Source organism: Streptomyces sp. KL2, assembly GCF_046529545.1.
Lineage (GTDB): Bacteria > Actinomycetota > Actinomycetes > Streptomycetales > Streptomycetaceae > Streptomyces > Streptomyces radiopugnans.
Genome location: NZ_CP127170.1, coordinates 468,592 through 491,834 on the forward strand (window position 1 = coordinate 468,592; position 23,243 = coordinate 491,834).

Genomic DNA, 23,243 nt, shown 5'->3' on the forward strand with positions numbered 1-23,243 from the left:
CGGGCCGCGGCTCCGGCGGCCCCGGGTCAGTCCGGCACCGCGGCGGCCGGCGAGCAGGGCCGGCGGGCCGCGGCGGGGTCCTCGCCGCCGGGCGCGTCCGGGACGCTCCGCCCGGTGCCGGCACCCGCACCGGAGCCGGTCCACGGGCCGCTGAGCACCCCCGGGTACCCGGGGGGCACCGAAGGACCGGAACGCGGGGGGCGGCCGGCGACGGCCCTGGCGCCGATGCGCACTCCGTACGCCCACTCCGGCAGCCGCCCGGCGGACCCGGGCGACCCCCGGAGCGGGATCCGCTGCCCGTCCGGGCTCCCCGCGCGGCGCGCCTCGGCGGTGCGGCGGCCGAGTTCCGCCGCGTCCCCGGGCCGCTCGTCCGGCTCCTTGGCCAGCAGGTCGAGGATGATCCGCTCCAGGTCCCCGGGCAGGTCGGGGCGGAGTTCCCGCGGCGGCCGGGGCGCGGTCTCGCGGTGGCCGACGAGGACGCCCCAGGTGTCCTCCAGGTCGAAGGGCGGGGCGCCGGTGGCGATCTCGTACAGCACGCAGCCGAGCGAGTACAGGTCGCTGCGGTGGTCGAGGTGGGCTCCGGTTATCTGCTCGGGCGACATGTAGTGCGGGGTGCCCATGGGGAAGCCGCCGGCGGTCCCGGCGGCCGGGCCCGCGCTGCGGTCGAGCCGGGCGATGCCGAAGTCGCAGATCTTCACGGTGCCGTCGGCGGTGCGCACCACGTTGGCGGGTTTGAGGTCGCGGTGGACGATGCCCCGGTCGTGGGTGTAGGCGAGGGCGGCGGCTATCTGCTCGGCGATGTCGAAGAGGTCGGGCACGGGCAGCGGCCGCCGCCCGCCCAGCTCCAGGAGCCGGCTGAGGTCGTACCCGTCCAGCAGCTCCATCACCAGGTAGAGCACCCCGTCGTGCTCCCCGAAGTCGTGGACGACGGTCACGCCGCGGTGCTGGAGCGAGGCCGCGAGGCGCGCCTCGCGGCGGAAGCGCTCCCGCAGCGCCACGGTCTCCCGGGGGCCGGGCCGGCTCCCCGGCGGCTTGAGGCACTTGACGGCGACCTCCCGGTCCAGCGACTCGTCGTGCGCCCGCCACACCTGGCCCATGCCACCGCGTCCGACGAGGCCCAGCAGCCGGTACCGGCCCTGGATCAGTGTGCTCTCCCTCATCGCGCGCTGCCGCCCCCTCTCGCCCGTGCCGCCCCCCGGCCCGCCCAGTATGGGCCCTTCCCCGACCGTGCGGTAAGGCGGCAGGGCGGTCGGCCGGTGCCGGGTGTGCCGGTGCGCACCGGAGCGCCGCCGCCGGGTGCACCGGGGTTTCGGCACGTGCGATGCGGCAACTGCGGACCGGGACGGTTCGCCCGGAACGTGCCGGCGGGCCCCGCCGGGAAGAGGGAGGCGCCGATGTCCCGACCCGTGCCCCTGCGCGTACGCGGCAGCCGGGCGGGCTTCCGGCAGCTCGCCCGGCTGCGCCACGCCCCCGCCTTCCACCCCGACGGCCTGACCTGCACCGGTGAGCTGGCGATGCCCGGTCCCCAGGGGACCGCCTGGGGCGTCCCCTGGCTGGACGGGCTCGGCCGGTACGAGTGCGTGGTACGGCTGTCCCGGGGCGCCGGCCTGCCGCGGCCGCTGCCCGACTGGCTCGGGCTCGCCGTCCGGGCACAGGACGCGGGCGGCCCCGGCCGGCCCGTGGACCTGCTGCTGACCAGCAGCGCCCGGCCCCCCGTGCTGCGCCGGCTGCCCCTGCCGCGCGGCGACGCGCTGGGCGGCCCGTACAGCAGCCTGCTCACCTACCGGGTCGGCGGGCGCGACATGGTGCTGGCCGCCTTCCCGCGCCGCCGGCTGCGCCCGGTCCACGGCAGCCCTCCCGCCCTGCGGCGGGCGCTCGCGGACGGGCCGCTGGTGTTCGACCTGCGGGCGGCCGAGCCGGCGGGCCGGTGGCGGACCTTCGCGGTGCTCACCGTCCGCTCGCCGCTGCGGGAGCCGTCCCGTTCCACCCCGGGCTTCGACGTCCACCGGAACAGCCTGCCGGGGCTGGCGCCGGGCACGGCCTTCGCGGCGGTGCGGCCCGCGGCGTACGAGGGGTCCCGGGAGGGCCGCGGCTGAAAAGCCGTCACCCCGTGCCGTTTCCGTCCGGAAGGCGGGGGTACTCCGAACCGGCCGGTACCCGATTCGCAGTGGAGATGATGACGATGGCCAGCACAGGTCCGAGGACCGCGGGCACGGCGCACCGGGCGCCCGTGATCACCGCAGCCAAGGTGGTCTCCGCGGTTTTCCTGCTCGTGGGGATCCTGGGGTTCATCCCCGGTATCACCACCGACTACGGCGACATGGAGTTCGCCGGACACGAGTCGGGCGCCATGCTGCTCGGCGTCTTCATGGTGTCGATCCTGCACAACCTGGTCCACCTCGCCTTCGGCGTCGTCGGACTGGTGATGGCCCGCAGCGCCGCCGGAGCCAAGGCGTTCCTGATCGGCGGAGGCGTGATCTACCTGCTGCTGTGGATCTACGGGCTGATCATCGACAAGGACAGCGGCGCGAACTTCGTGCCCCTGAACACGGCCGACGACTGGCTCCACTTCGTGCTGGGCGTGGGCATGATCGCGCTCGGCGTGGTCCTGGGCGGCCGCCGCAACGCGGCCCCCTGACCCGGACCGCGCACCCGGACACCTTCCCCTCCCCGGCGGGGCGGCACAGCGCCGCCCCGCCGCTCACCGGCCTGCCGGCCCACCGGAAACGATGAAGAAGGCGAGGAGGCTCCACCATGCAGCCCGCGCCGCCCCCGGGAGCCGCCGAGCTCCTCTTCGTCGGCAACGCCACCCTCCTGATCCGCTACGGCGAGCTGACGCTGCTGACCGATCCCAACTTCCTCCACCGCGGCCAGTACGCCTACCTGGGCAAGGGTCTGCTGTCCCGGAGGCTGAAGGAGCCGGCCCTGCGGGTGACGGACCTCCCTCCGGACCTGGACGCGGTGGTGCTGTCGCACCTGCACGGCGACCACTGGGACCGGGTCGCCCGCCGGAACCTGCCCCGATCCCTGCCGATCGTCACCACCCCGCACGCCTCGCGGCGGTTGCAGGGGCTGCACGGGTTCAGCCGCGCCACGGGCCTGCCCACCTGGCACGACCACGTCCTGGTGCGCGGTGGCAGCCAGGTGCGGATCACGGCGCTGCCCGGCCGCCACGGACCGGGCCCGGTGGACTTCCTGCTGCCCCCGGTGATGGGCAGCCTGCTGGAGTTCGGCGATCCGGGGGGGACGGTACGGCTGCGGCTGTACATCTCCGGCGACACCCTGATGTTCCCCGGCGTCCACGAGATCGCGCGCCTGTGCCCGGACATCCACCTGGCGGTGGTCCACCTGGGCGGTACCACGCTCCCCGGGGGGCTGCTGGTGACCATGGACGCGCTCCAGGGCGCCGACCTCGTCTCCGCGCTGCGGCCCCGTCGCGTGCTGCCGGTGCACTACGACGACTACACCGTGATGAAGTCCCCCCTGTCTGACTTCCTCCGGGAGGCGGAGCGGCCCGGCTTCCCCTCCGGCGTACTGCACTGCCCCCGGGGGGAGCGGGTGACCGTCGACGCCTCCGGCCCGGTCGGGACCGGGCCCGCGCGGCAGGGAGACCCCTGAGAAGCCCGGCCGCCGGCTCCGCGGCAGCGGGAGTCGGACACCCAGAAGGACCTGAAGACCCCAGAGGACCGAGAGGAAGGCCCACAAGGTGCCGAGCACGAGCACGATCACAGCCCAGCACGTGAGGGAGCTGCTCAGCTCCTCCGACCCCGACCCCCGGCTGGTCCTCCTGGAGGGCAGCCCGCGGGTCGTGTCCGCCGCCGAGGCGGGCGCCGACCGCTACCGAGGAGCCGTGGAGGTCGTCTCCCGCGACGACCTCGCCGCCCGGCTCGGCCCGGGGGCGCCCTCCGACCGGGACCTGGAGGCACTGGCCTCCAGGCTGCAGACCGTGGTCTCCGAGCTGGGCGGCTGAGGGACCGCCCGTGCGCGTCCCGCCCGCTCAGGCGGGCGGGACGCGCACGGCCAGCGCCAGTGTGTCGTCGGGGTGGAGGATGACCGTGTGCATGTCCTCGGCGATGGCGCCGGGAACCTCCGCGATGGGCCTGTCCGAGTGGCGGCGGGCCGCCTCGACCAGCCGCTTCTCGCCCTCGCGCGGGTCCTTGCGGCTCTCGGTGAGGCCGTCGGTGTAGAGGATGAGCATGTCCCCGGGCCCCATCCGAACGTGCAGCAGGCGCTCGCTGCCCGGCAGCGGGTAGCCGATGCCCCGCCCGCGCACCTCCAGGTACTCGGGCTCGCCCCCGGCCGGCAGCAGCAGCGCGGGCGGGTGGCTGCCGTTGGCCAGGAACAGGTCGCCGGTGGCCGGGTTGATCCTGGCCAGCAGCACGGTGGACATCAGCTCGCTGTCGAAGGGCATCAGGATCTCGGCGGTCCGGGCGATGATCGACTCCAGCGGGTGCCCCTCCAGCGCCAGGGTCCGTACCGCGTGGGTGACGTTGAGGGCGCCGCGGGTGCTGGTCACACCGTGGCCGAGGGCGTCGACGACGGTGATGTGGACGGTGCCGTCGGGTAGCTGCAGCCAGTCGTACAGGTCGCCGCCGGTGGGCGCGTCGGTGCCGGCCGGCGCGTAGTGGACGGCCATCTCCAGGCCGTCGACCTCGATCGGGGCGGGCCGCAGCGCGTCCTCCAGCTCGCGCAGGGTCTGGCCGTGGGCCTTGCGCAGCTGCTCGTCGCGCTCCTCCAGCTGGACGTAGAGGGCGAGGGTGCCCCGGTTGGTCTCGGCGATCTCGTGCTTGAGCCGCCGGTGCTCGGCGGTGAGGGAGTCCAGACGGGCCAGCACCGCGCGCAGCTCCTGCTCCACCGCGTGGATCTCCGACGTGGGGCAGCCGCTCCCGGCCGCCGCTCCGCCGTTCTGGGCGGGCAGGACCGTGCCCTCGTCGCTCCCCCTGTCCCCCTTGCCCGCGCTGCCGCCGTCACCACGCCGCCCGGGCAGCGGCATGCGCCAGGTGACCGAGCCCCCGGAGGCGAACTGGGCGGGAAGGGGCAGGTCGGCGATGCCGCCGCGGTCGGCCGTCAGATCGCTGAGGGTGTCGAGCGTGACGACGAGCTGGTCCGCCGTCCCACCGGGGGACGGCTCGGCGCACGCCTCCAGCCGTACCGGCCGTCCCGCCGCGATCTCGGTGCGTGCCAGGTCCACCGCGGACATCACCAGCCGGGCCCTGGTCTCCACCGGCACCCGGTGGACGCGCGCGACCTTGCGCACCGCCTGTCGCAGGCTCAGCAGTGTGTGGTGGTGGGAAGTGGTGTTGTCGGTCATGGAACCTCTACGCCGCTTGGACGGTGAGCACGGTGGCGTCGTCGCGGACGCGCCGGTGCCCGTGGGCCAGGGCCGCCGCCAGCAGGGACGGCGGAAGCCGCAGCAGAAAGGTGGGCGGGCTGTGCGACCAGCGGGACTCGATGCCGTCGCTGTGCAGGACGACCGCCGCCCCCCGCGCCAGGGACACGGTGCGCGGCCGGGGGGTGGGGACGTTCCAGCCCACGATCCCGGGCTGACCGGCCATACGGTGGGCCACCTCGCCGTTCGAGAGCACCGTGGCGCGGATGTTGCCCGTGCCGCAGTACTCGGCGCGGTCCGGGTGCACCCGCACCACACCCGTCGCCGCGCCGCGGGTGTGGCGCAGCGAGCGGTGCAGCGAGGCCAGGATCTCGGCCAGGGGGCGGTCGGGGGCGGTGCGGAAGGCCCGCAGGGCCGAGCGGGCCGCCTCGGCTGCCGCCGCGCCGTGTCCCAGCCCGTCGACGACGAGGCCGGTGAGGGCGTCACCGGTGTCGGCCACGGTGCAGGCGTCGCCGCAGTGCTTCTCGCCGTGGGCCGGCAGGCACACCGATCCGACGCCGTACCGGGCCTTCGGCCGTCCGCCGGGAGCGGACAGCCGTGCGTTGACCAGGGTGCCCGAGCCCGGCTGGGTGCGGATGGTGAACTCGGTGGCGATCCGGCGGACCGCGCCCAGTCCCGCGCCGAGGGAACCGGTCGTGGTGTAGCCGTCGGCCATCGAGCGGTCCAGGTCGCGGATGCCGGGGCCGCGGTCGACGGCGGTGATCTCCACCCCGTCGCCCTGGAGCGCCGGCTGTATGTACACCGTTCCGTCGATGGCGTGCTTGACCTGGTTGCTGGCCAGTTCGCTGGCGAGGACGGCCGCCTGGTCGGGCATGGCCCCGGGCAGCCCGCACCGCTGTGCGCAGCGGCGCGCGGCCGAGGCCGCCACGTGGATCGCGCTCTCGTGGTCGATGCGGATCTCGTCGGTCAGGCTCTCCACGGCGGAGGGCGGTCGGCTCACTGCGTGTTCCAGCGGGTCACGCTGATGGTGGTGCCCCTGCCCGGCTCGGTGTGCACCTCGAACTCGTGCATGAGGCGGCGCGCGCCTCCCAGGCCGTGCCCCAGACCGGAGCCGGTGGTGAAGCCGTCGGCCAGCGCCGCCTCCAGGTCGGGGATGCCGGGCCCCTCGTCCCTGACGGTCAGCCGGACGCCCCGGCGTCCCGCGTTCCTGGGGAACTCGATGGTCACCGTGCCGCCGCCGCCGTGGATGTAGGCGTTGCGCGCCAGTTCGCTGGCCGCGGTGACGACGCGGGTCTGGTCGACGAGCCCGAAGCCGGTCTCGACGGTGGCGGCCCGTACCGCGTGCCGGACCGTGATGAGGTCCTCGTCGGTACGGACCGGGTAGGTCGCCCCGGCGCTCGCGGCGCCGCCGCCCGCTTCGACGGGGGCCGCCGAGGCGCCCATCGTCCTTTCACCCGAGAGTTTCACGCCGGGTCCCCCCTTCCGGGGGCCGCGGGGCGTGGTGCCAGCCCAGTGCGGCCATCCCCTGCTCCGCGTTGAGTGCCGTCTCCACTCCGGTGAGTTGCAGGCCCAGTTCGACGAGGGTGATCGCCACGGGCGGCCGCATGCCGGCCACGATCACCCGGGCGCCCAGCAGCCGGGCCATGGTGCTCAGCTCGGTCAGGGTGCGCGCCACGAACGAGTCGATGATCTCCAGCCGGGAGATGTCGATGAGGACACCCCTGGCCCGCTCGGCGGCGATGCGCTCGGTCAGCTCGTCGGCGAAGACGGTGGCCGTCTTGTCGTCGAGCTCGTTGATGAGCCCGGTGACCAGTACGTCACCGAGCCTGAGGATGGGGATGTCCATGGACTGGCGGTCGGTCATCGGCTCTTCGTCGTTCCGGTGGCCGGTGAGTCCTGTCCGGTCATGTCGACCGCCGCGGCCAGGGCGTCGGCGAGGGTGGCCCGGGTGAGGATGGTGGACAGGTCGATGCCCAGCTGGGCGATGGTCTGCGCGATGGAGGGCCGCACGCCGCTGATGAAGCAGTCGGCGCCCATCAGGCGCACCGCGTTGACGGTCTGCATCAGGTGCTGGGCAACGGCGGTGTCGACCGTCGGCACACCGGTGATGTCGATGATCGCCACCCGGGCCTCGTGGGTCTGGATGGCCTGCAGGAGGTTCTCCATCACCACCTGGGTGCGCGCGGTGTCCAGGGTGCCGATCAGCGGCACGGCCAGGGTCTGCCTCCACAGGTGGACCACGGGGGTGGACAGTTCCAGCAGCTGGCGGCTCTGCCGCTGGATGATCTCCTCGCGGCGCTCCACGTAGGCGTTGAAGGACAGGGCGGCGGCCTCGTCCAGCAGCCGGTTGATCGTCAGGGCCGCCGGGAACAGCTCCCGCGGGTCGTGGTTGTCGCGCTCCACGGCCTCCAGCAGGGCGTCCTTGAGCGCCAGGATCGCCAGGGAGGTGGCGGTGGGGGTCGCGCCGCTGCGCTCCCTGCGCAGGGACAGCTCCATGACCGCGCCGCGCAGGTCCTGGTGGGCGTCGACCACGCTCTCCATCCCGTGGTCGCTGTTGAGGGCCCCGCCCAGCAGGACGAGGAGCGCGTCGGCCTCCTCGCGGAGTTCGCCCTCGTCTATCCCGATCGCCGCACGCTCCTGCTGCAACTGCACCCACCGGTCGGCGATCTCGTCGCCGCGCTCGCGGATTGCGGTTGTCAACCGGTCTCGTACGGCTGCGTCGCTGGCGTTCACTGACAGGCCCTCTCACAGTCGTTCGTCGCCGGCCCACGCCCGTGACGTCGGCGTCCGGCTGGATGTACGGAGTGACGGGACGGCACCGTTCACCCCTTTTGTTGCCGTCCGGCAAATGTTAGCAGCGGCCACGGAGGCTGCCAGCCCCAACTGACGCCGCATCAGAGCCCGGTGGAACTCACCGGCTCTTGACGTGCCCTTCCCTGAAACCGGCCTCCAATGCGTCCCGATCGATTGTTTCCATTTGACAACTGTGTACGCAGCACAACAATCTTTCCCTGTCGCACCCGCCCCGACCGGCCATCACGCCAGGACTCCCCCCGCGGTGCGGCGCTCCGCGGCGGCCATGAGGTGTGTGATGTATCGGTGAGGCAGAATGGCGATGCACATGCCGCCCAGGACGATGGGCTCACGCCGATCTCACATCTCCGTCCGCTCCGGCATCCCGGCGCCTGGGCAGCGTCTCGTCAACCGCCGCCCGGAACCCCCGCAGCCCCTCGGCGAGCGCCCTGCGTGCCGCGGGCGACATCGCCGCCATGGCCGTAGCCAGCGCCTCCTCCCGCAGGCTCCGCAGATCCCGCAGATACGTCCTGCCCCGGCCGGTCAGCCTCAGTTCGAGTTCCCGCCGGCTCGCCGGGCTGGGAGCGCGTTCCACGAACCCGACCGCCTGCAGCCGGTCGCACAGACGGCTGACCGACGAAGGGGCGGAACCCAGGGTCTCGCTGAGCGTGCGCAGATTGATGCCCTCGTCGCGGTCGAGGGTGTAAAGGACCCTCAGCTGGGAGGCGGAGACAGGCGCGGGCGACGCGGCCTCCCGGCCCCGTTCCCACAGCACTTCCAGGAGCTCTATCACCTCGGACGCGGCATGTGCCGCGTCCGCGGAGCGGCGCTGGGAGGGTCCGGGATTCACGACCATAACTGTGACACTCCGCGTCTGTATTGTCAGCCCGAGCTCCGAACGGCACTTAACTTCCCATATCGGCTTTTTCTGCAGAAACAGAAAGTAGTTGTGACACGGTGGACAGATTCACGGCCGTGGAGCGCGCCCTGCGCGATGCCGCTCCCCACGCACTGCTCGACGCACTCCGCGCCTCACTGGCGCGGCACTTCGGGGCGATCACCGTGGACCTGCTGATGGCCGACTACGGGACGACCATACTCCAGCCGGTCGGTCCTCTTCCCTACCCGACGGAGTCCGTTCCGGTCCACTCCACCGAACCCGGAAGGGCGTTCGGCTCCCAGCAGCCGCGCCTCTCCTCCGACGAGCGCTCGGGCGTCGTCACCGCGCACCTGCCGGTCACCGTCCGCGGCGACCGGCTGGGCGTGCTGTCGGTGACCCTTCCCTGCGAGGAGGCCTCGCCCGAGGCTCTGGGAGAACTACGGCAGTTGTGCGAGGTGCTCGGCCGGGAGATCCTCGTCGCCGACCACAACACCGACGTCTATCTGAGGGCACGGCGGGCCGAGCGCCTCACCCTCGCGGCCGAGATGCAGTGGCAGCTGCTGCCCGGCCGGTCCTGCTCCGGCCCCGAGTACGAGCTCGGCGCCCAGCTCGAACCCGCCTACGCCGTCTTCGGCGACAACTTCGACTGGTCCGTCTCGGCCGACCACCTCACCGTGACCCTGACCAACGGGATGGGCGAGGGCGTCGACGCGGCCCTCCTGACCAACCTCGCCCTCAGCGCGATGCGCAACGCCCGCCGGGCCGGGCTGGACCTGGTCGGCCAGGCGGTCCTGGCCGACCAGGCGGTCTACGGGCAGCACCGCGGGGCCGTCCATGTCTCCGTCCTGCTGCTGCGCATCCATCTGGCCACCGGGCGGCTGGAGGCCGTCGACGCCGGGTCGCCGCGCATCTGGCGGCTGCGCGGCGGCGTCGTCGAACCGGTCGAGCTGGAGGCGCAGCTCCCGCTGGGGATGTTCGAGGACACCCCCTACGCCGTCCAGCACTTCCGGATCGAGGCCGGGGACCGCCTGCTGTTCGCCAGCGACGGGGTCTATGAGGTGGCCTCGCCGTCGGGCGAGCGGTTCGGCGAGCGGGCCCTGGCCCGCGCCATGACCAGCACCCGGCTCCTCCCCCCGTCCCAGGTGCCGCGGGCTGTCCTCGCCGAGCTCGCCCGGCACCGCGGCGAGCCGCCCGCGGACGACGACGCCATGGTCGTGTGCCTGGACTGGCACGGCAGGAGGAGCTGACGGCCCGGGCCCGCCACCCCGCCCGGGCCGTGCTCCGGGACCGCTGTACCCTTGTCTCTCGCATTCCCCACGTGTCCCCCGTACGAGCGGGAGCACGTCCGCCTCCGCGCGGCGCGTCCGGCCCCGCCGGTGTCACCGGAAGACGAGGACACCGGTGTACGCCGGGCACCACAGGGCACACGGACCCGTGGAGCAGAGTCGAGGACCGAGCGGAGGTGTTCGCCGACGTGCCGATACCGGCACCGAGCCGGTGTGTCCGGCGCGTCCCCTCCCGGGCGGCCGCTTCGGCGTCTGCCCGCTCACGCGGGTCCGCGACCGGTTTCCGGCCGTCGGCGCGCGTGGTCGGTCCTCTCTCGCACGTTCCCGCCACGCCAGAGGTGGTCCCTCCGTGACCAGAAGCGAACACGCCCTCACCGAACGGGGGAGTTCGGATCCCTTCGTCCATCCCGCGCTGTTCTACCGGAATCCCGGTGATTACCTCGCCGGGGTGGGCGGGTTCGTCGACGGCGCGCTGGAGGCGGGCGACCCCGTTCTGGTCGCCGTCCCCGGCCCGCGGCTGGAGATGCTGCGCGAGCACCTGGGGGACACCGCCTCGGCGGAACGTCTCACCCTGGTGGACATGACCGACTTCGGCCGCAACCCCGGCCGCATCCTCTCGGGCCTGCGCGACTTCGCCGACCGGCACCCGGGCAGGCCCGCCCGCATCGTCGGGGAGCCGATCTGGGCTCGGCGCTCCCCCGCCGAGCTGGTGGAGGCCACCCGGCACGAGGCCCTGATCAACGCCGCCTTCACCGGCCGCGCCGCGACCGTCCTGTGCCCCTACGACGTCTCCGAGCTCCCCGAGCGGGTGTGCGCCGACGCCCGACGCACCCATCCGGTGCTGTGGGAGGACGGCCGGGAGCGGACCAGCCCGCACTACACCGATCCCCGCACCCTCAGCGCCGAGTGCGACGCCCTCCCGCTGGCTCCCGCGCCCGCGCGGACCCCGGCCCTGGCGTTCACCACCGGCGACCTCGGCGAGGTCCGCCACCACGCGGACGCCTGGGCCGGCACGGCCGGACTCGGCATGCCGAGGCGCGGCGACTTCGTCCTGGCCGTGGCGGAGGCCGCGGCCAACTCCATCGCCCACGGCGGCGGGCACGGCACCCTGCGCCTGTGGTCCGACGGCCCCTGCTGCGTGGCCGAGATCCGCGACGGCGGGCACCTCACCGATCTGCTGGCCGGCCGCCGCCGCCCGACGCTGGACTCCGCCGACGGCGGGCGCGGGCTGTGGATGATGCACCAGCTGTGCGACCTGGTCGAGACCCGTGCCACGCCCGCCGGTCTGACCGTACGGCTGCACATGAGGCACTCCTAGGGCCGCCGGCGGGCCCCCCTTCCCCCCTTCTCCGCCACCCGTGCGGCGCGGGTGCGAACGGCGTCCCCCGACCTCGTCCTGACCTCGGCGTGTCCGCTGTGGCCGCCGCCCGGCGAACCCCGGCCGCACCCCTGCGGCCGGGGTTCGCCGCACGAGCGCCCCCGCCACCGCGGCCGGGCCGGCCCGGAGCCGGAAGCCACCCCGCCCCCGCGTGATCGCAGCGGCGGCACCCCGGTCCCCCTCACCGGAGGTCCTGAGCCCGCCCCGACAGCCGCCGCGGGCCCCCGGCTGTGGTCCGGATCACCTTCGTATACCCCCGGGGGCATGTGGAGGATCCTGTTACCGTTGACTTCACACATACCCCCCGGGGTATTTCCCGAAGGCAAGTGAGCAGGAGTCCCCGCATGGTTCCCGAGACCGACCGGCAGCGGTTCGCCGAGGTGTGCGCGGCCGGCGCCCCCGACGTCCCCGCCACCACCGCCACCACCGCCACCACCGAGGAGACCCGATGATCACCGTTCTGCCCATCGAGACCCCCGGTCTGGGCGACCGCACCTACCTGGCCCACGACGGCTCCACCGCGCTGGTGGTCGACCCGCAGCGCGACTACGACCGCGTCACGGCGCCGGCCGAGGCCGCGGGCGTGCGGATCACCCACGTCTTCGAGACCCACATCCACAACGACTACGTCACCGGCGGCCTGGCCCTGGCCCGGGAGACCGGCGCGCAGTATCTGGTCAACGCCGACGACGAGGTCTCCTACGAGCGCACCGGTGTCCGCGACGGCGACATCGTCGAGGTCGGCACCATGCGGGTGCGGGTGATCCACACACCGGGCCACACCCACACCCACCTCTCCTTCGCGCTGGAGGCCGACGGCGAGCAGATCGCGGTGTTCACCGGCGGATCGCTGCTGTACGGCTCCACCGGGCGTCCCGACCTGCTCGGCCCGGACCACACCGACAGCCTGGTGCGGGCCCAGTGGCGCTCGGCGCACCGGCTGGCGAAGGAGCTGCCGGACTCCACCGCCGTCTACCCCACCCACGGTTTCGGCTCGTTCTGCTCCGCAACCCGGTCCGCCGGCCCGTCCAGCACCATCGGCGAGGAGAAGAGGACCAACAGCGCCCTGACCACCGACGAGGATGCCTACGTCGAGCAGCTCCTGGCGGGTCTGGACGCCTACCCGGCCTACTACGCCCACATGGGCCCGGCCAACTCCCGCGGGCCCGGCAAGCCGGACCTGTCCGCGCCCTCCGTCGCCGACCCGGCCGAGCTGCGCCGCCGCATCGAGGCCGGCGAGTGGGTGGTCGACCTGCGCGACCGCACCGCCTTCGCCGCGGGGCACCTGGCCGGCAGCCTCAACTTCGGCCTGGACGGGCAGTTCGTCACCTACCTGGGCTGGCTGATCCCGTGGGGCACCCCGGTCACCCTCCTCGGCGAGACCGCCGAGGAGGTGGCCGAGGCCCAGCGCGAGATGGTCCGCATCGGCATGGACCGCCCGGCCGCCATGGCCACCGGCGGCCCCGAGGACTGGGCCGGCGGCGAGCCGCCGGCCGCCTACGAACGCGCCACGTTCGAGGACCTCGAGGCCGCCCTGGACAAGAGCTCGGACGGCGGGGAGGAGTTCGTCGTCCTCGACGTGCGCCGCGACCGGGAGCGCGGCGAGGCGCACATCCCCGGCTCGGTGCACATCCCCGTCCACGAGGTGCCGGACCGCCTCGGGGAGATCCCCGCGGGCCGGGTCTGGGTGCACTGCGCCGGCGGCTACCGCGCGGGGGTCGTCGCCGCCCTGCTCGACGCCCGCGGCCGCGACGTCGTCGCCGTCGACGACAGCTTCGACAACGCCCGCGGCCTGGGGTTGTGCCGCGCCGCCGACGAGACCCCCTGAGACCTCCGGCGGCCCGGAAGACCCCGGCGGCCCGGAAGACCCGTGAAACCCGAGCACCCGAAGACCTCACAGGAGACCAGCGCATGACCGCCTCCACCACCCCCCGCAGCCTGACCGCCGACGAACTGCGCGCGAAGCTCGACTCGGACCACCCGCCGCGGTTGCTCGACGTCCGCTCCCCCGCCGAGTTCGAGGCCGCGCACATCCCCGGCTCCTGCAACGTCCCGCTGGACACCCTGCGCGAGCACCGCGAGGAGCTGACCGAGCACCTGGACGCCGACGTGGTGCTGGTGTGCCGCTCCGGGCAGCGGGCCGGCCAGGCCGAGCGCGCCCTCGCCGAGGCCGGTCTGCCCGGGCTGAGCGTCCTGTCGGGAGGCATGGCCTCCTGGGAGAAGTCCGGCGCCCCGACCAACCACGGGCAGGAGCGCTGGGACATGGAGCGCCAGGTCCGGCTGGTGGCCGGCTCCCTCGTCCTGGTCGGCGCCCTCGGCAGCTTCCTCCTCCCCGGGCTGCAGGCGCTGTCCGCTTTCGTCGGCGGCGGCCTGGCCTTCGCGGCCGTCAGCAACACCTGCGCCATGGGCGTGCTGCTGTCGAGGATGCCGTGGAACCGCACGCCGTCCTTCGACCCGCGCAAGGCCGTCGCGCAGCTCGCCGGCGGCAGGTGACCGCCATGACGCTGACGCTCGTCCTGGTCCTCGCGCTGCTGGTCGGCGTCTCCCTCGGGCTCCTCGGGGGAGGCGGATCGATCCTGACCGTGCCGCTGCTGGTCTACGTCGCGGGCATGGACGCCAAGGAGGCCATCGCCACCTCCCTGTTCGTCGTCGGCGTCACCTCCGCCGTGGGCATGATCAACCATGCCCGCGGCGGGCGGGTCCGCCGGCGTACCGGCGTCCTGTTCGGAGCCGCCGGCATGGCCGGCGCCTACGCCGGCGGGCTCATCGGCGGCGGCATCCCCGACGTCGTCCTGCTGGCCGCCTTCGCGGTCATGATGATCGCCACCGCGGCCGCCATGCTCCGGGGCCGCCGCGATGCCGGCCCCGGCAGGGCGCACAGGCAGGTTCCGGTGGGCCGGGTGCTGCTGGACGGAGCGGCCGTCGGCCTGGCCACCGGCCTGGTCGGCGCGGGCGGGGGCTTCCTCGTCGTGCCCGCCCTGGCCCTGCTGGGCGGCCTGCCCATGCCGGTGGCCGTGGGCACCTCGCTGCTGGTCATCGCGATGAAGTCCGCCGCCGGATTCGCCGGCTACCTCTCCACCGTCCGGATCGACTGGTCCCTGACCCTGGCCGTCACCGGCTTCGCGATCGCCGGCAGCCTCGCCGGCGCCAAGCTGGCCGGACGCGTCCCCGCGGACGTCCTGTCCCGGCTGTTCGCCTGGTTCGTGCTGGCCATGGGCGCCCTCGTCCTGGTCCAGCAGGCGCCCGCCGGCACACGTCTGCCGATCCTCGCCGCCGTAGCCTCGCTCGGCGCCGGAGCGGGTGTCTGCTACGGCTTCGTCGCCCGCTGTCCGCTGCGGCGCGCCGTGCACGGCACCTGACACCTCCCGCCCCGGCCCCGGTACCCCGGCGCACCGCCCCATCGGTGCGCCGGGGTACCGGGACACCGGCGCTCCGGTGGAATGTTCCGCCCCACCCCGGCGTTGGCTACCCCAGGGGGTATCAACCGCCGCCACCCCGGCGAAACGGAAGGAACCACCACATGAGCACCGTCGCCCTCACCGCCGCCGACTTCGAGAAGACCGTCACCGGCAACGACATCGTCCTGGTCGACTTCTGGGCCTCCTGGTGCGGCCCGTGCCGCATGTTCGCCCCGGTCTACGAGAATGCCTCCGAGGCCAACCCCGACATCGTCTTCGGCAAGGTCGACACCGAGGCCGAGCAGGCCCTGGCCGCCGCCGCCGACATCACCTCCATCCCCACGCTGATGGCCTTCCGCGAGGGCGTCCTCGTCTTCGCCCAGCCCGGCGCGCTGCCGGCCCAGGCCCTGGACCAGGTGATCACCGCCGTCCGCGGACTCGACATGGACGAGGTGCACGCCTCCGTCGCCGCCCAGGAACCCGGCTCCGGCCCGCGCGGCTGAGCCCGCCCACCGCGGAACGAACCGAAAGGACCGACCATCGTGGTCCAGCTTCCTCCCGAGGACGTGCGATCGGCCGTCAACCGCCTCAAGCGCGCCCAGGGCCAGCTCGCGGGCGTCCTGCGCATGCTGGAGGAAGGGCGCGACTGCGAGGACGTCGTCACCCAGCTCGCCGCGGTCAACCGCGCGCTGGACCGGGCGGGCTTCTCCATCGTGGCCGGCGGTCTCAAGCAGTGCATGGCCCAGGAGGGCGGCGCCGACAGTCTCGACGCCCAGAAGATGGAGAAGCTCTTCCTCTCCCTGTCCTGAGGGCTGCGCCCCGGACGCTCCGGGCGGGGCCCGCCCGGAGCGTCCGGGGCGCGTCCGGTCACGTGCGCAGGTGCCGCGCCACGATCCGGGCGCTGGTGGTGAGCGGCACGGCGACCAGCATCCCGAGTACGCCCGCCACGACGCCTCCCGCCAGCACCACCACGAGCACCACCAGCGGCGGCAGGCGGACCACCCGGCCCAGTGCCAGCGGCGCGACGACCTGGCTCTCGACCTGCTGGACGACGGTGAGGGCCAGCGCGGCCCACAGCGCCTGCCACGGGTCGCCGGTCAGCAGGGCGATGAGGACGGCCAGCACACCTCCCACCAGGGGACCGACGAAGGGCACCAGGTTGGTCACCCCCGCGACCACGCCGACGAACAGCCAGTAGCGCAGCCCGACGGCCCACAGCGCCAGCGACGACGCGACCCCCACGAACGCGGCGACCAGCAACTGCCCCCGCAGATAGGCGCCGGTGGCCTGCACGCAGCGGGCCGCCACCCCGGTGATCTCCTCGCGCCGCCGGCCGGGGAGCAGTCCGGCCGCCCAGTTCCTGATCCGGGGCAGGTCGACGAGCGCGTAGAAGCCGATCACCACACCCGCGAACGTCAGCACCAGGCCGAAGCCGACCGCCGCCGCCCCGGTGCCGACACCGGCCAGGAGACCGGCGACGGAGTCGCGGTTCTCCTGCCGCCGCAGCCACCGCGTGACCGCCTCGCCGTCGAACCTCACCCGCACGTCCAGCCCCAGCCGCTCGGCCAGGGCCGCCAGCTCGCGTTCCACCCCCTCCAGCGAGGTCGGCAGGCCGGCGAGCACGCCGGAGACCTGTTCCAGCAGCAGCGGGGCGATCAGCAGGGCCGGCACGGTGACGGCCACGACCAGTGCGGCCACCACCAGGGCCGTGCCCGCCGCGCGGGGGAGGCCCCGCCGCTCAAGCAGGCCGACCGCCGGAGCCAGCAGGTAGACGATCACCACCGCGACGATCACCGGCCACAGCAGCGGCGCCAGCGGCCTGAGCACCCGCAGCAGCCCCCAGACCAGGAGGGACAGGCCCAGCAGCGTCCAGACCACCACCCCGGCACGGACCCACCGGTCGCCGGTCCGGCCGGGGGCGTGGCGCCACTCCGGAACGGAACGGGCCAAGGTCACCACCCTCCGTCGCGCGGGGCGCCGCCCAGGTCGTCACGGTGCGTGGCCCGTGCCAGCGGGGCGCCCGAGCGGTACGCGGAGCGGCCCGCCGCGTACGCCGCGAACGGGGTGGTGACCAGTTGCAGCAGCACCCCGAGGCCGAGGACGACGGCCGTGAACACGCCGGGCATCAGCAGGAGGACGCCCAGCAGTACGCACACCACCCCCAGGGCCGCAGCCTTGGCCACCGCGTTGGCCCGGTTGTACGCGTCGGGCAGGCGGATCAGGCCCAGCGCGGCGACGGCCACCAGGGCGGTGCCGGTGGTCGTGAGGACGTGGCCGAGCAGTTCCAGGACGGTCACGACGGCCACCGCTCCAGCAGATGGGCCACGGCGACGGTGGTCAGGAAGCCGAGCAGCGTGGCGGCCAGCACCAGGATCAGCACCGCGGGGGTGTCCAGCCGCACCGCCAGCAGGGCGACGGCCGCCACGAACACCACGAAGGCGAGGTCCACCGCGACCACCCGGTCGGCGTCCGTGGGGCCGGCCGACATGCGCCACACGGCCACGGCCATGGTCACCGCGAGCACGCCGAGCAGGACCGCGGTCATCGTCATGGGTTCCCCTCCTGTCTCCTCGTCCCCCGCGCCGCCCGGGAGTCCGGGGGGCGCAGGGCCGTCAGCAGCCGGTCCTCCAGATCGCCGAGTTCGCCGAGGAAGCGGTCGGCGTCGGCCGCGTGCATTCCGTGGACGAACAGGGTCGGCGGCTCCGCGCGCACCTCCAGCACGAGCGTTCCCGGCGCCAGCGTGATCAGGTGCGCCAGCACGGTCGTCTCCGCCGTGGTACGGCAGCGCAGCCGCATCTCGACCACGACGGGCGCCAGCCCGCTGCCCGGTGTCACGATCTCCCGGGCCACGGTCACGTTGGCGTGCAGGAACCGCACCCCGTAGTGGCCGAGGAAGGCCACCACCCGTGCGCAGCGGACGGCCGCACGGCGCAGCCGGGCCGGCGGCCGGGCGGTCATCGCGTCACCGCCCGTACGTAGGCGGAGGCGTCCAGCAGTCCGGCCGCCGCCTCCGTCGCCGCGGTGAGCAGCGGCTGCGCCGCGATGCCGAGCACCACCGACGGAACGGCGAGCACCAGCGCGGGCACGGCGAGCGCCGGCCGGACGGCGGTGCGGGCCATCAGCCGGAGCAGGGGCTCCTCCCTGGACGGGTCCTCCCCGCCCCAGAAGGAGCCGGACCAGATCTTGACCATGGAGACCAGGGTGAGGAAGCTGACCCCGACGGCGACCCCGACGGCCAGGTGGTCGGCCTCGGTCGCGGCGGCATCGACCAGGCCCAGCTTGGCGACGAATCCGGACAGCGGCGGCAGCCCGGCCAGGGAGAGCGCCGAGACCAGGAACGCGGAGGCGATCAGGGGTTCGCGGCGGGCGAGCGAGTCGACCCGGTCGGTGCCGTAGGCCGTCTCCACGGCGCCCGCGCACATCAGCAGCGCGGCCTTCACCAGCACGTACTGCACCAGGAAGAAGACCGCGGCGGCGAGGCCGGCGCGGGTGAACAGCGCCAGGCCGAGCAGGATGTAGCCGATCTGGCTGACCATGTGGAACGTCAGGATGCTCCGCATCCCCCGTTCCCCGACGGCGCCCAGCACCCCCACCACCATGGTCAGCAGTGCCGCGGCCATGACCGTCCGGCGCAGTCCCGTCCCCTCGTGGACGACCGCGTAGATCCGGATGATCCCGTACACCCCGACCTTGGTCAGCAGCCCGGAGAACAGCACGGTGACCGCGGGCGGGGCCTCGGGGTAGGTGCGCGGCAGCCAGCCGTGCAGCGGCACGACCGCGGCCTTGGCCGCCAGGGCGACGAGCACCACGCCGCCGGCCAGGGCCGCGGCGGTGCTCTGCCGGGCCGCTCCGGCCAGTTCCCCCAGGTTCACGGTGCCGGTGACCCCGTAGACCAGGCCGACGCCGGCGAGCAGGAGGGTGGAGGCCAGCAGGCTGAAGGTGAGGTAGATCCGTCCGGCGGCCGTCCGGGCGCGGCCGCCGCTCATCGTCAGCAGCGCGTACGACGGCACGAGCATGACCTCGACGAAGACGAAGAGGTTGAACAGGTCCGCGGTCAGGAAGGCCCCGTACACCCCGGCCGAGAGGATCATCGTCAGCGGGGCGAACCGCGGGCTCGCGTCGTCCCCGGTCCCGGCGGCGTAGGCGAGGCCGGCCAGCACCAGGACGGCGCTGACGCACAGCATGAGCGCGCTGAGCGCGTCGGCGGCGAACGCGATCGCGAAGCCGGGCGGCCATCCGCCCATGCTCAGGCTCCGAACCGTTCCGTCCAGGCTCCCGGCGAGCAGGACCGCGGACAGCGCCAGAACCCCGGCGCTGACCGCCGACGTGGTCAGCCGGCGCGTCCGCAGGCCACCGGGAAACGCCACGAGCAGACCGGCCGCGAGCAGCGGAACGGCCACCGGGAGGGCGAGCACCGGGCCGCTCACCGCGGGGGCTCCGCGGTCTCGGCGGGCCCGCCGGGCCCGGCGCCGGAGCGGCTGCCGGAGCCGGCGAGGTGCTCGGCGCGGGCCAGGCCCAGCAGGTACACGGTGATGCCGAAGGTGATGACGATGGCGGTGAGCACGAAGGCCTGAGGCAGCGGGTCGGCCATGCCGGCCGGGTCGCCGTCGCCGATCAGCGGGGGCTCCCGGCGCTCCAGCCCCCCGGCCGCCAGCAGCAGCACGTTCGCCGCGTGGCCCAGCAGCACGAACCCGAACGTGATCCGGACCAGGCCGGGCCGCAGGAGCAGGAAGAACCCTCCCGCCGTCAGGACGCCGACGGCGATCGCCGCGGTCACCGGTGCTCCCCCCGGCCGGCGCCGAGCCGGTCCACCACCGTGACCACCAGCCCGAGGACCATCAGGTAGACGGCGGCGTCGAACAGCAGCGGCGAGGACAGACCGCCACCGGGCACCGGAATGGTGAAGGGGGTGAGGAAGGGGTCCCCGAGCGCCATGGCGGCCAGGCCCACGGCCGCGCCGAGCACCAGCCCCGCGGCCAGCAGCGGCCGGGGGCTCAGCCACCGCGTGCCGGTACGGCCCGCCAGGTAGCCGAAGGCGACCGCGGTGCCCGCGACCAGTGCTGCGCTGAAACCCCCGCCCGGCTCGTTGTGCCCGCGCAGGAACAGATACGCCGAGAAGCCCGCGATGCCCGGGAGCAGCAGGCGGTGGGCCGGGCCGAGCACCCGGCCGTACGGCGCCCGCGGCCCGCCGCCCGTCCCGTCCGGCTGCCCGGGCAGCAGCAGGAGCAGGCCGAGCGCGGCGGCGGCCAGTACGCTCGCCTCGCCGAGGGTGTCCAGACCGCGGAAGTCCACCAGGACCGTGTTGACCACGTTGCGCCCGCCGGTCTCCGGCTCGGCGGCCTCGAGGAAGTACGTGCCCGCGGGCGACAGTTCCCGCCCCCCGGTCAGCGCCAGTGTGCCCAGCGCGGCGACGAGCCCGGCCGCCCCGGCCAGTGCCGCCGCGGCCACGCCGCGGCGGGGCCGCGGGAACCGGGGCGACAGGTCGCTCAGGACGAACGCCGCGGTCATCGCGGTCAGCACCTCCACCAGGAGCAGCGTCAGCGCCACGTCCGGTGCGCCGACCAGCAGGAACCACACCGCCACGATCAGTCCGACCGCTCCCAGCAGCGCCACGGCGGCCAGCGCCGACCGCGTCCGCACCAGGGCGGCCACCGCCACCGCCAGCAGTGCGAGCACACCCCAGTCCACCGGGTCCGACGGCGCCCCGGCCCGGATCCCCGGCCCGTCGGCCGCGAACACCCCCACGCAGCCGAGAACCACCAGGGCGGCCGCGGGGCGGGCCAGGAACGCCGCCGTGGAGTCGCTGCGGTCGGGCCGTCCCACCACCGCGCCCGCGCCCAGTACGGCCGAGTGGACCCGGTCGAAGGCGGCCGCGCCGTCCGGCCGGGGCAGCCGCTGCAGCATCCGGTCCACCCGGTCGCGTTCCGAGAACAGCACCAGACCGCTCGCGATCGTGAGGGCGGACAGGAACAGTTCGGGACTGAGCCCGTGCCAGAAGGCGAAGTACGGCGGCACGGCCCACGGCTCGGCGTCCAGGACGGCCTGGCGCATCAGCGGGTCGAGGACGGACACCGCGGGGCCGAGCACCGCCCCGGCGACCGCCGCCACCGCGGCCGGGGCGATGAACGCCCAGGAGGGCTCGTGCAGTTGCCGCTGCAGCATGGGCCCGGCGAAAGCGCCGTAGAAGATCCGCATGCCGTAGGCGAAGGTCAGCACCGAGGCGGTGACCGCGAGCGCCGCGGCCACCACCCCCGCGCCGGGGAAGGCGTCCGCGCCCGCGAAGCCCTGGAAGAGCGACTCCTTGCTGACGAAACCGATCATCGGCAGGACCCCGGCCATCGACAGCCCGGCCAGACCGGCCAGCGTGGCGGTGACCGGCATGATCCGCATCAGGCCGGACAGCTCCCGGATGTCGCGGCTGCCGGCCTGCCGATCGATGACGCCGACGATCATGAAGAGAGTGGCCTTGAACAGCGCGTGCGCGAAGGTGTGCAGGATGGCGGCGGCCAGCGCGACGGTCGTCCCCACCCCGATGGCGGCGACCAGCAGGCCGAGCTGGCTGACCGTGGAGTGGGCGAGCATGGCCTTGAGGTCGTGCTCGCGCAGCGCCTGGGCGGCGCCCAGCACGGCGGTGAGCAGCCCGACCCCCATCAGGCAGACGCTCCACCCGGTCTGCCCGGAGTACAGCGCGGAGAACCGCAGCAGCAGGTAGATGCCGGCCTTCACCATGGTGGCCGCGTGCAGATAGGCGCTCACCGGTGTGATCGCCACCATGGCTCCGGGCAGCCAGAACTGGAACGGCACCTGCGCCGACTTGGTGAAGGCCGCGAGGATGAGCAGGGCCGCGACGGCGGGTGACAGCGGGGAGTCGAGCACCTCCTCCCGCGCCATCAGCACGGTGGCCAGGTCGGTGCTGCCCGCGGCGATGCCGAGGAGCACCATCGCCACCAGCAGGGCCAGTCCTCCCATGCCCGTCACCAGCAGGGCGCGCACCGCCGGCCTGGCCGCCCTGGTCCCGCCGGTCCCGATCAGGAAGAAGGAGGCGATCGTGGTCATCTCCCAGAACACGAACAGCAGCAGCAGGTCGCCGGCGAGGACCAGGCCCAGCATCGCGCCGCCGAAGAGGGTGAGCAGGAGGTAGGTCCTGCCGTGCCTCTCGCCGGCGTTCAGGTAGCGCGGGCAGTACGCCATGATCAGCGCGCCGACTCCCAGGACCAGCAGGCAGAACAGTGTGGCCAGCCCGTCCATGCGGAGCGTGAAGGAGATCTCGGGCGAGTCGGTCCAGGTGCGGGAGAAGGTGACCGCGCCGCCGTCCAGCGCCGTCGAGGCCGCCGGGGTGAGCACCACGGCCACGGCGAGGAAGCCGACCGCGAGCACATAGCCCGTGTCGCGCCCCAGGCGGCGGTCCAGGACGGGCGAGAGCAGCGCCAGTACGCCCATCGCGAGCAGCGCGGCGACCAGCGCACCCCCCTCGCCGCTCATCGCCCGGACACACCGTGGCGCCCACCGGTCACGAGGACCGGCACCGATCCGTCGCGCAGCAGTTCCTGGGCCACGTTGCCCAGCAGCCGCTTGGACAGCCCGCGACCGTGCCTGCCCACGACCACCACGTCGATGCGGTTCTCACCGGCGAACCGCGCCAGTGCGGCCGCGGGCGGACCCGCCAGGACCTCGCACGCGGTCACACGCCCGCCGGACTCCTCCGCCACGGCGCTGAGACGGCTCTTGGCCTCCACGACCCGCCCATGCCAGTCGAGCTCCGCCGCGTCGTAGTCCACGACCTGGGCGGCCACCAGTGTCTCCGTGCACGGTCCGAGCAGGCCGACCGCGAGCCTGAGCGCCGCCTCGGACTCCGGTGACCCGTCCACGCCGACCAGCACCCGCAGCCGGCCGGGGCCGCGGGGGCCTGCCTCGGTCCGTGCGACCCTCGTCGGCCGGCGCCGGACGCGCTCGCCGGCGATCAGGGCCAGGACGGGGCCGAAGACGACGCCCATGAACAGCCAGCCCGGACCCCCGTGCCCCCGGCGTGCCATCCACCAGACGGTCAGGAGCCCGGCCGCGATCCACACGGCGACGGCGATCAGCACGTACCAGAGGTCACCCATATAGTCCCTTTTGCCGGATTCAGGGAGATTTTGGCAGGATTATGCCATCCAGGGTCAGGCGATCCGGCGACGAC

General features: G+C 74.0%; 26 protein-coding genes. 11 read left to right on the forward strand and 15 right to left on the reverse strand.

What is annotated here, in order from left to right; all coding sequences use genetic code 11:
* Positions 1-26: 26 nt before the first annotated feature.
* On the reverse strand, positions 27-1,160 hold the full coding sequence (locus tag QPK52_RS02135; protein WP_410535184.1) for a serine/threonine-protein kinase: 1,134 nt from the start codon (positions 1,158-1,160) through the stop codon (positions 27-29).
* 234 nt (positions 1,161-1,394) lie between these two features.
* Between QPK52_RS02135 and QPK52_RS02140 the strand changes: the two genes are divergently transcribed.
* The 4 genes from QPK52_RS02140 (at position 1,395) to QPK52_RS02155 (ending at position 3,970) form a co-directional block, all read left to right on the forward strand.
* Positions 1,395-2,096, forward strand: a complete 702-nt coding sequence (locus QPK52_RS02140; protein ID WP_410535185.1) for a phosphodiesterase — start codon at positions 1,395-1,397, stop codon at positions 2,094-2,096.
* Positions 2,097-2,182: 86 nt separating this feature from the next.
* Positions 2,183-2,638, forward strand: a complete 456-nt coding sequence (locus QPK52_RS02145) for a DUF4383 domain-containing protein (protein ID WP_410535186.1) — start codon at positions 2,183-2,185, stop codon at positions 2,636-2,638.
* A 116-nt stretch (positions 2,639-2,754) separates the two neighbouring features.
* Positions 2,755-3,618: an MBL fold metallo-hydrolase gene (locus QPK52_RS02150; RefSeq protein WP_410535187.1), complete on the forward strand. Its 864-nt coding sequence runs from the start codon at positions 2,755-2,757 to the stop codon at positions 3,616-3,618.
* 88 nt (positions 3,619-3,706) lie between these two features.
* On the forward strand, positions 3,707-3,970 hold the full coding sequence (locus QPK52_RS02155; RefSeq protein ID WP_410535188.1) for a hypothetical protein: 264 nt from the start codon (positions 3,707-3,709) through the stop codon (positions 3,968-3,970).
* A gap of 27 nt (positions 3,971-3,997) precedes the next feature.
* On the opposite strand, the gene QPK52_RS02160 is transcribed toward QPK52_RS02155, so the two are convergent.
* The 6 genes from QPK52_RS02160 to QPK52_RS02185 all read right to left on the reverse strand — a co-directional run bounded on the left by QPK52_RS02160 (position 3,998) and on the right by QPK52_RS02185 (position 8,978).
* Positions 3,998-5,311, reverse strand: a complete 1,314-nt coding sequence (locus QPK52_RS02160; RefSeq protein ID WP_410535189.1) for a PP2C family protein-serine/threonine phosphatase — start codon at positions 5,309-5,311, stop codon at positions 3,998-4,000.
* Between the two features lie 7 nt (positions 5,312-5,318).
* The gene (locus tag QPK52_RS02165) at positions 5,319-6,329 is read right to left on the reverse strand and encodes a SpoIIE family protein phosphatase (protein ID WP_410535190.1); all 1,011 of its coding nucleotides are present in this window, start codon (positions 6,327-6,329) and stop codon (positions 5,319-5,321) included.
* Positions 6,326-6,772 carry an anti-sigma regulatory factor gene (locus QPK52_RS02170; RefSeq protein ID WP_410540163.1) on the reverse strand — a complete coding sequence of 149 codons (447 nt, stop codon included), beginning with the start codon at positions 6,770-6,772 and terminating at the stop codon, positions 6,326-6,328. The genes QPK52_RS02165 and QPK52_RS02170 overlap by 4 nt, the downstream gene beginning before the upstream one ends.
* A gap of 7 nt (positions 6,773-6,779) precedes the next feature.
* Positions 6,780-7,193, reverse strand: coding sequence for an STAS domain-containing protein (locus tag QPK52_RS02175; RefSeq protein WP_410535192.1), 414 nt, complete (start codon positions 7,191-7,193; stop codon positions 6,780-6,782).
* Positions 7,190-8,062 (reverse strand): STAS domain-containing protein, encoded by an 873-nt coding sequence (locus tag QPK52_RS02180; protein WP_410535194.1) that lies wholly within the window; start codon positions 8,060-8,062, stop codon positions 7,190-7,192. The genes QPK52_RS02175 and QPK52_RS02180 overlap by 4 nt, the downstream gene beginning before the upstream one ends.
* 409 nt (positions 8,063-8,471) lie before the next feature.
* On the reverse strand, positions 8,472-8,978 hold the full coding sequence (locus QPK52_RS02185; protein WP_410535195.1) for a MarR family winged helix-turn-helix transcriptional regulator: 507 nt from the start codon (positions 8,976-8,978) through the stop codon (positions 8,472-8,474).
* A gap of 101 nt (positions 8,979-9,079) precedes the next feature.
* Here QPK52_RS02185 and QPK52_RS02190 point away from each other — a divergent pair, with 101 nt between their 5' ends.
* From QPK52_RS02190 to QPK52_RS02220, 7 genes are all read left to right on the forward strand, one after another.
* On the forward strand, positions 9,080-10,249 hold the full coding sequence (locus QPK52_RS02190) for a PP2C family protein-serine/threonine phosphatase (RefSeq protein ID WP_410535196.1): 1,170 nt from the start codon (positions 9,080-9,082) through the stop codon (positions 10,247-10,249).
* A gap of 388 nt (positions 10,250-10,637) precedes the next feature.
* The gene (locus QPK52_RS02195; RefSeq protein ID WP_410535197.1) at positions 10,638-11,606 is read left to right on the forward strand and encodes an anti-sigma factor RsbA family regulatory protein; all 969 of its coding nucleotides are present in this window, start codon (positions 10,638-10,640) and stop codon (positions 11,604-11,606) included.
* A 508-nt stretch (positions 11,607-12,114) separates the two neighbouring features.
* Entirely contained in the window at positions 12,115-13,494 is a 1,380-nt protein-coding gene (locus QPK52_RS02200) for an MBL fold metallo-hydrolase (RefSeq protein WP_410535198.1), read from the forward strand.
* A gap of 83 nt (positions 13,495-13,577) precedes the next feature.
* Positions 13,578-14,159, forward strand: coding sequence for a rhodanese-like domain-containing protein (locus QPK52_RS02205; protein ID WP_410535199.1), 582 nt, complete (start codon positions 13,578-13,580; stop codon positions 14,157-14,159).
* A 5-nt stretch (positions 14,160-14,164) separates the two neighbouring features.
* The gene (locus tag QPK52_RS02210) at positions 14,165-15,025 is read left to right on the forward strand and encodes a sulfite exporter TauE/SafE family protein (RefSeq protein ID WP_410535200.1); all 861 of its coding nucleotides are present in this window, start codon (positions 14,165-14,167) and stop codon (positions 15,023-15,025) included.
* Between the two features lie 161 nt (positions 15,026-15,186).
* Positions 15,187-15,567 carry a thioredoxin gene (trxA, locus tag QPK52_RS02215; RefSeq protein WP_410535202.1) on the forward strand — a complete coding sequence of 127 codons (381 nt, stop codon included), beginning with the start codon at positions 15,187-15,189 and terminating at the stop codon, positions 15,565-15,567.
* Positions 15,568-15,606: 39 nt separating this feature from the next.
* On the forward strand, positions 15,607-15,873 hold the full coding sequence (locus tag QPK52_RS02220; protein ID WP_410535203.1) for a metal-sensitive transcriptional regulator: 267 nt from the start codon (positions 15,607-15,609) through the stop codon (positions 15,871-15,873).
* Between the two features lie 58 nt (positions 15,874-15,931).
* Here the strand turns inward: QPK52_RS02220 and QPK52_RS02225 are convergent, their stop codons facing one another.
* Genes QPK52_RS02225 through QPK52_RS02260 form a run of 8 tightly spaced genes read right to left on the reverse strand, consistent with a single transcriptional unit; the run spans position 15,932 to position 23,169 of the window.
* Entirely contained in the window at positions 15,932-17,014 is a 1,083-nt protein-coding gene (locus QPK52_RS02225; protein WP_410535204.1) for an AI-2E family transporter, read from the reverse strand.
* Between the two features lie 2 nt (positions 17,015-17,016).
* The gene (locus tag QPK52_RS02230; protein WP_410535205.1) at positions 17,017-17,370 is read right to left on the reverse strand and encodes a monovalent cation/H(+) antiporter subunit G; all 354 of its coding nucleotides are present in this window, start codon (positions 17,368-17,370) and stop codon (positions 17,017-17,019) included.
* The gene (locus tag QPK52_RS02235) at positions 17,358-17,615 is read right to left on the reverse strand and encodes a monovalent cation/H+ antiporter complex subunit F (protein WP_410535206.1); all 258 of its coding nucleotides are present in this window, start codon (positions 17,613-17,615) and stop codon (positions 17,358-17,360) included. Before QPK52_RS02235 ends, QPK52_RS02230 begins: the two co-directional genes overlap by 13 nt.
* On the reverse strand, positions 17,612-18,022 hold the full coding sequence (locus tag QPK52_RS02240) for a Na+/H+ antiporter subunit E (protein ID WP_410535208.1): 411 nt from the start codon (positions 18,020-18,022) through the stop codon (positions 17,612-17,614). Before QPK52_RS02240 ends, QPK52_RS02235 begins: the two co-directional genes overlap by 4 nt.
* Positions 18,019-19,491 carry a monovalent cation/H+ antiporter subunit D family protein gene (locus QPK52_RS02245; protein WP_410535209.1) on the reverse strand — a complete coding sequence of 491 codons (1,473 nt, stop codon included), beginning with the start codon at positions 19,489-19,491 and terminating at the stop codon, positions 18,019-18,021. The genes QPK52_RS02240 and QPK52_RS02245 overlap by 4 nt, the downstream gene beginning before the upstream one ends.
* Positions 19,488-19,841 carry a sodium:proton antiporter gene (locus QPK52_RS02250; RefSeq protein WP_410535210.1) on the reverse strand — a complete coding sequence of 118 codons (354 nt, stop codon included), beginning with the start codon at positions 19,839-19,841 and terminating at the stop codon, positions 19,488-19,490. The genes QPK52_RS02245 and QPK52_RS02250 overlap by 4 nt, the downstream gene beginning before the upstream one ends.
* Positions 19,838-22,546: a hydrogen gas-evolving membrane-bound hydrogenase subunit E gene (gene mbhE, locus QPK52_RS02255; protein ID WP_410535211.1), complete on the reverse strand. Its 2,709-nt coding sequence runs from the start codon at positions 22,544-22,546 to the stop codon at positions 19,838-19,840. The genes QPK52_RS02250 and mbhE overlap by 4 nt, the downstream gene beginning before the upstream one ends.
* Entirely contained in the window at positions 22,543-23,169 is a 627-nt protein-coding gene (locus QPK52_RS02260; RefSeq protein ID WP_410535213.1) for a universal stress protein, read from the reverse strand. Before QPK52_RS02260 ends, mbhE begins: the two co-directional genes overlap by 4 nt.
* Positions 23,170-23,243 lie beyond the last annotated feature (74 nt).

Bases quoted from the DNA above. Each gene is read 5' to 3' on its own strand.
- QPK52_RS02135 (WP_410535184.1), bottom strand. From the start codon at position 1,160: ATGAGGGAGAGCACACTGATCCAGGGCCGGTACCGGCTGCTGGGCCTC.
- QPK52_RS02140 (WP_410535185.1), top strand. From the start codon at position 1,395: ATGTCCCGACCCGTGCCCCTGCGCGTACGCGGCAGCCGGGCGGGCTTC.
- QPK52_RS02145 (WP_410535186.1), top strand. From the start codon at position 2,183: ATGGCCAGCACAGGTCCGAGGACCGCGGGCACGGCGCACCGGGCGCCC.
- QPK52_RS02150 (WP_410535187.1), top strand. From the start codon at position 2,755: ATGCAGCCCGCGCCGCCCCCGGGAGCCGCCGAGCTCCTCTTCGTCGGC.
- QPK52_RS02160 (WP_410535189.1), bottom strand. From the start codon at position 5,311: ATGACCGACAACACCACTTCCCACCACCACACACTGCTGAGCCTGCGA.
- QPK52_RS02170 (WP_410540163.1), bottom strand. From the start codon at position 6,772: ATGGGCGCCTCGGCGGCCCCCGTCGAAGCGGGCGGCGGCGCCGCGAGC.
- QPK52_RS02175 (WP_410535192.1), bottom strand. From the start codon at position 7,193: ATGACCGACCGCCAGTCCATGGACATCCCCATCCTCAGGCTCGGTGAC.
- QPK52_RS02185 (WP_410535195.1), bottom strand. From the start codon at position 8,978: ATGGTCGTGAATCCCGGACCCTCCCAGCGCCGCTCCGCGGACGCGGCA.
- QPK52_RS02200 (WP_410535198.1), top strand. From the start codon at position 12,115: ATGATCACCGTTCTGCCCATCGAGACCCCCGGTCTGGGCGACCGCACC.
- QPK52_RS02205 (WP_410535199.1), top strand. From the start codon at position 13,578: ATGACCGCCTCCACCACCCCCCGCAGCCTGACCGCCGACGAACTGCGC.
- QPK52_RS02210 (WP_410535200.1), top strand. From the start codon at position 14,165: ATGACGCTGACGCTCGTCCTGGTCCTCGCGCTGCTGGTCGGCGTCTCC.
- trxA (WP_410535202.1), top strand. From the start codon at position 15,187: ATGAGCACCGTCGCCCTCACCGCCGCCGACTTCGAGAAGACCGTCACC.
- QPK52_RS02235 (WP_410535206.1), bottom strand. From the start codon at position 17,615: ATGACGATGACCGCGGTCCTGCTCGGCGTGCTCGCGGTGACCATGGCC.
- QPK52_RS02240 (WP_410535208.1), bottom strand. From the start codon at position 18,022: ATGACCGCCCGGCCGCCGGCCCGGCTGCGCCGTGCGGCCGTCCGCTGC.
- mbhE (WP_410535211.1), bottom strand. From the start codon at position 22,546: ATGAGCGGCGAGGGGGGTGCGCTGGTCGCCGCGCTGCTCGCGATGGGC.
- QPK52_RS02260 (WP_410535213.1), bottom strand. From the start codon at position 23,169: ATGGGTGACCTCTGGTACGTGCTGATCGCCGTCGCCGTGTGGATCGCG.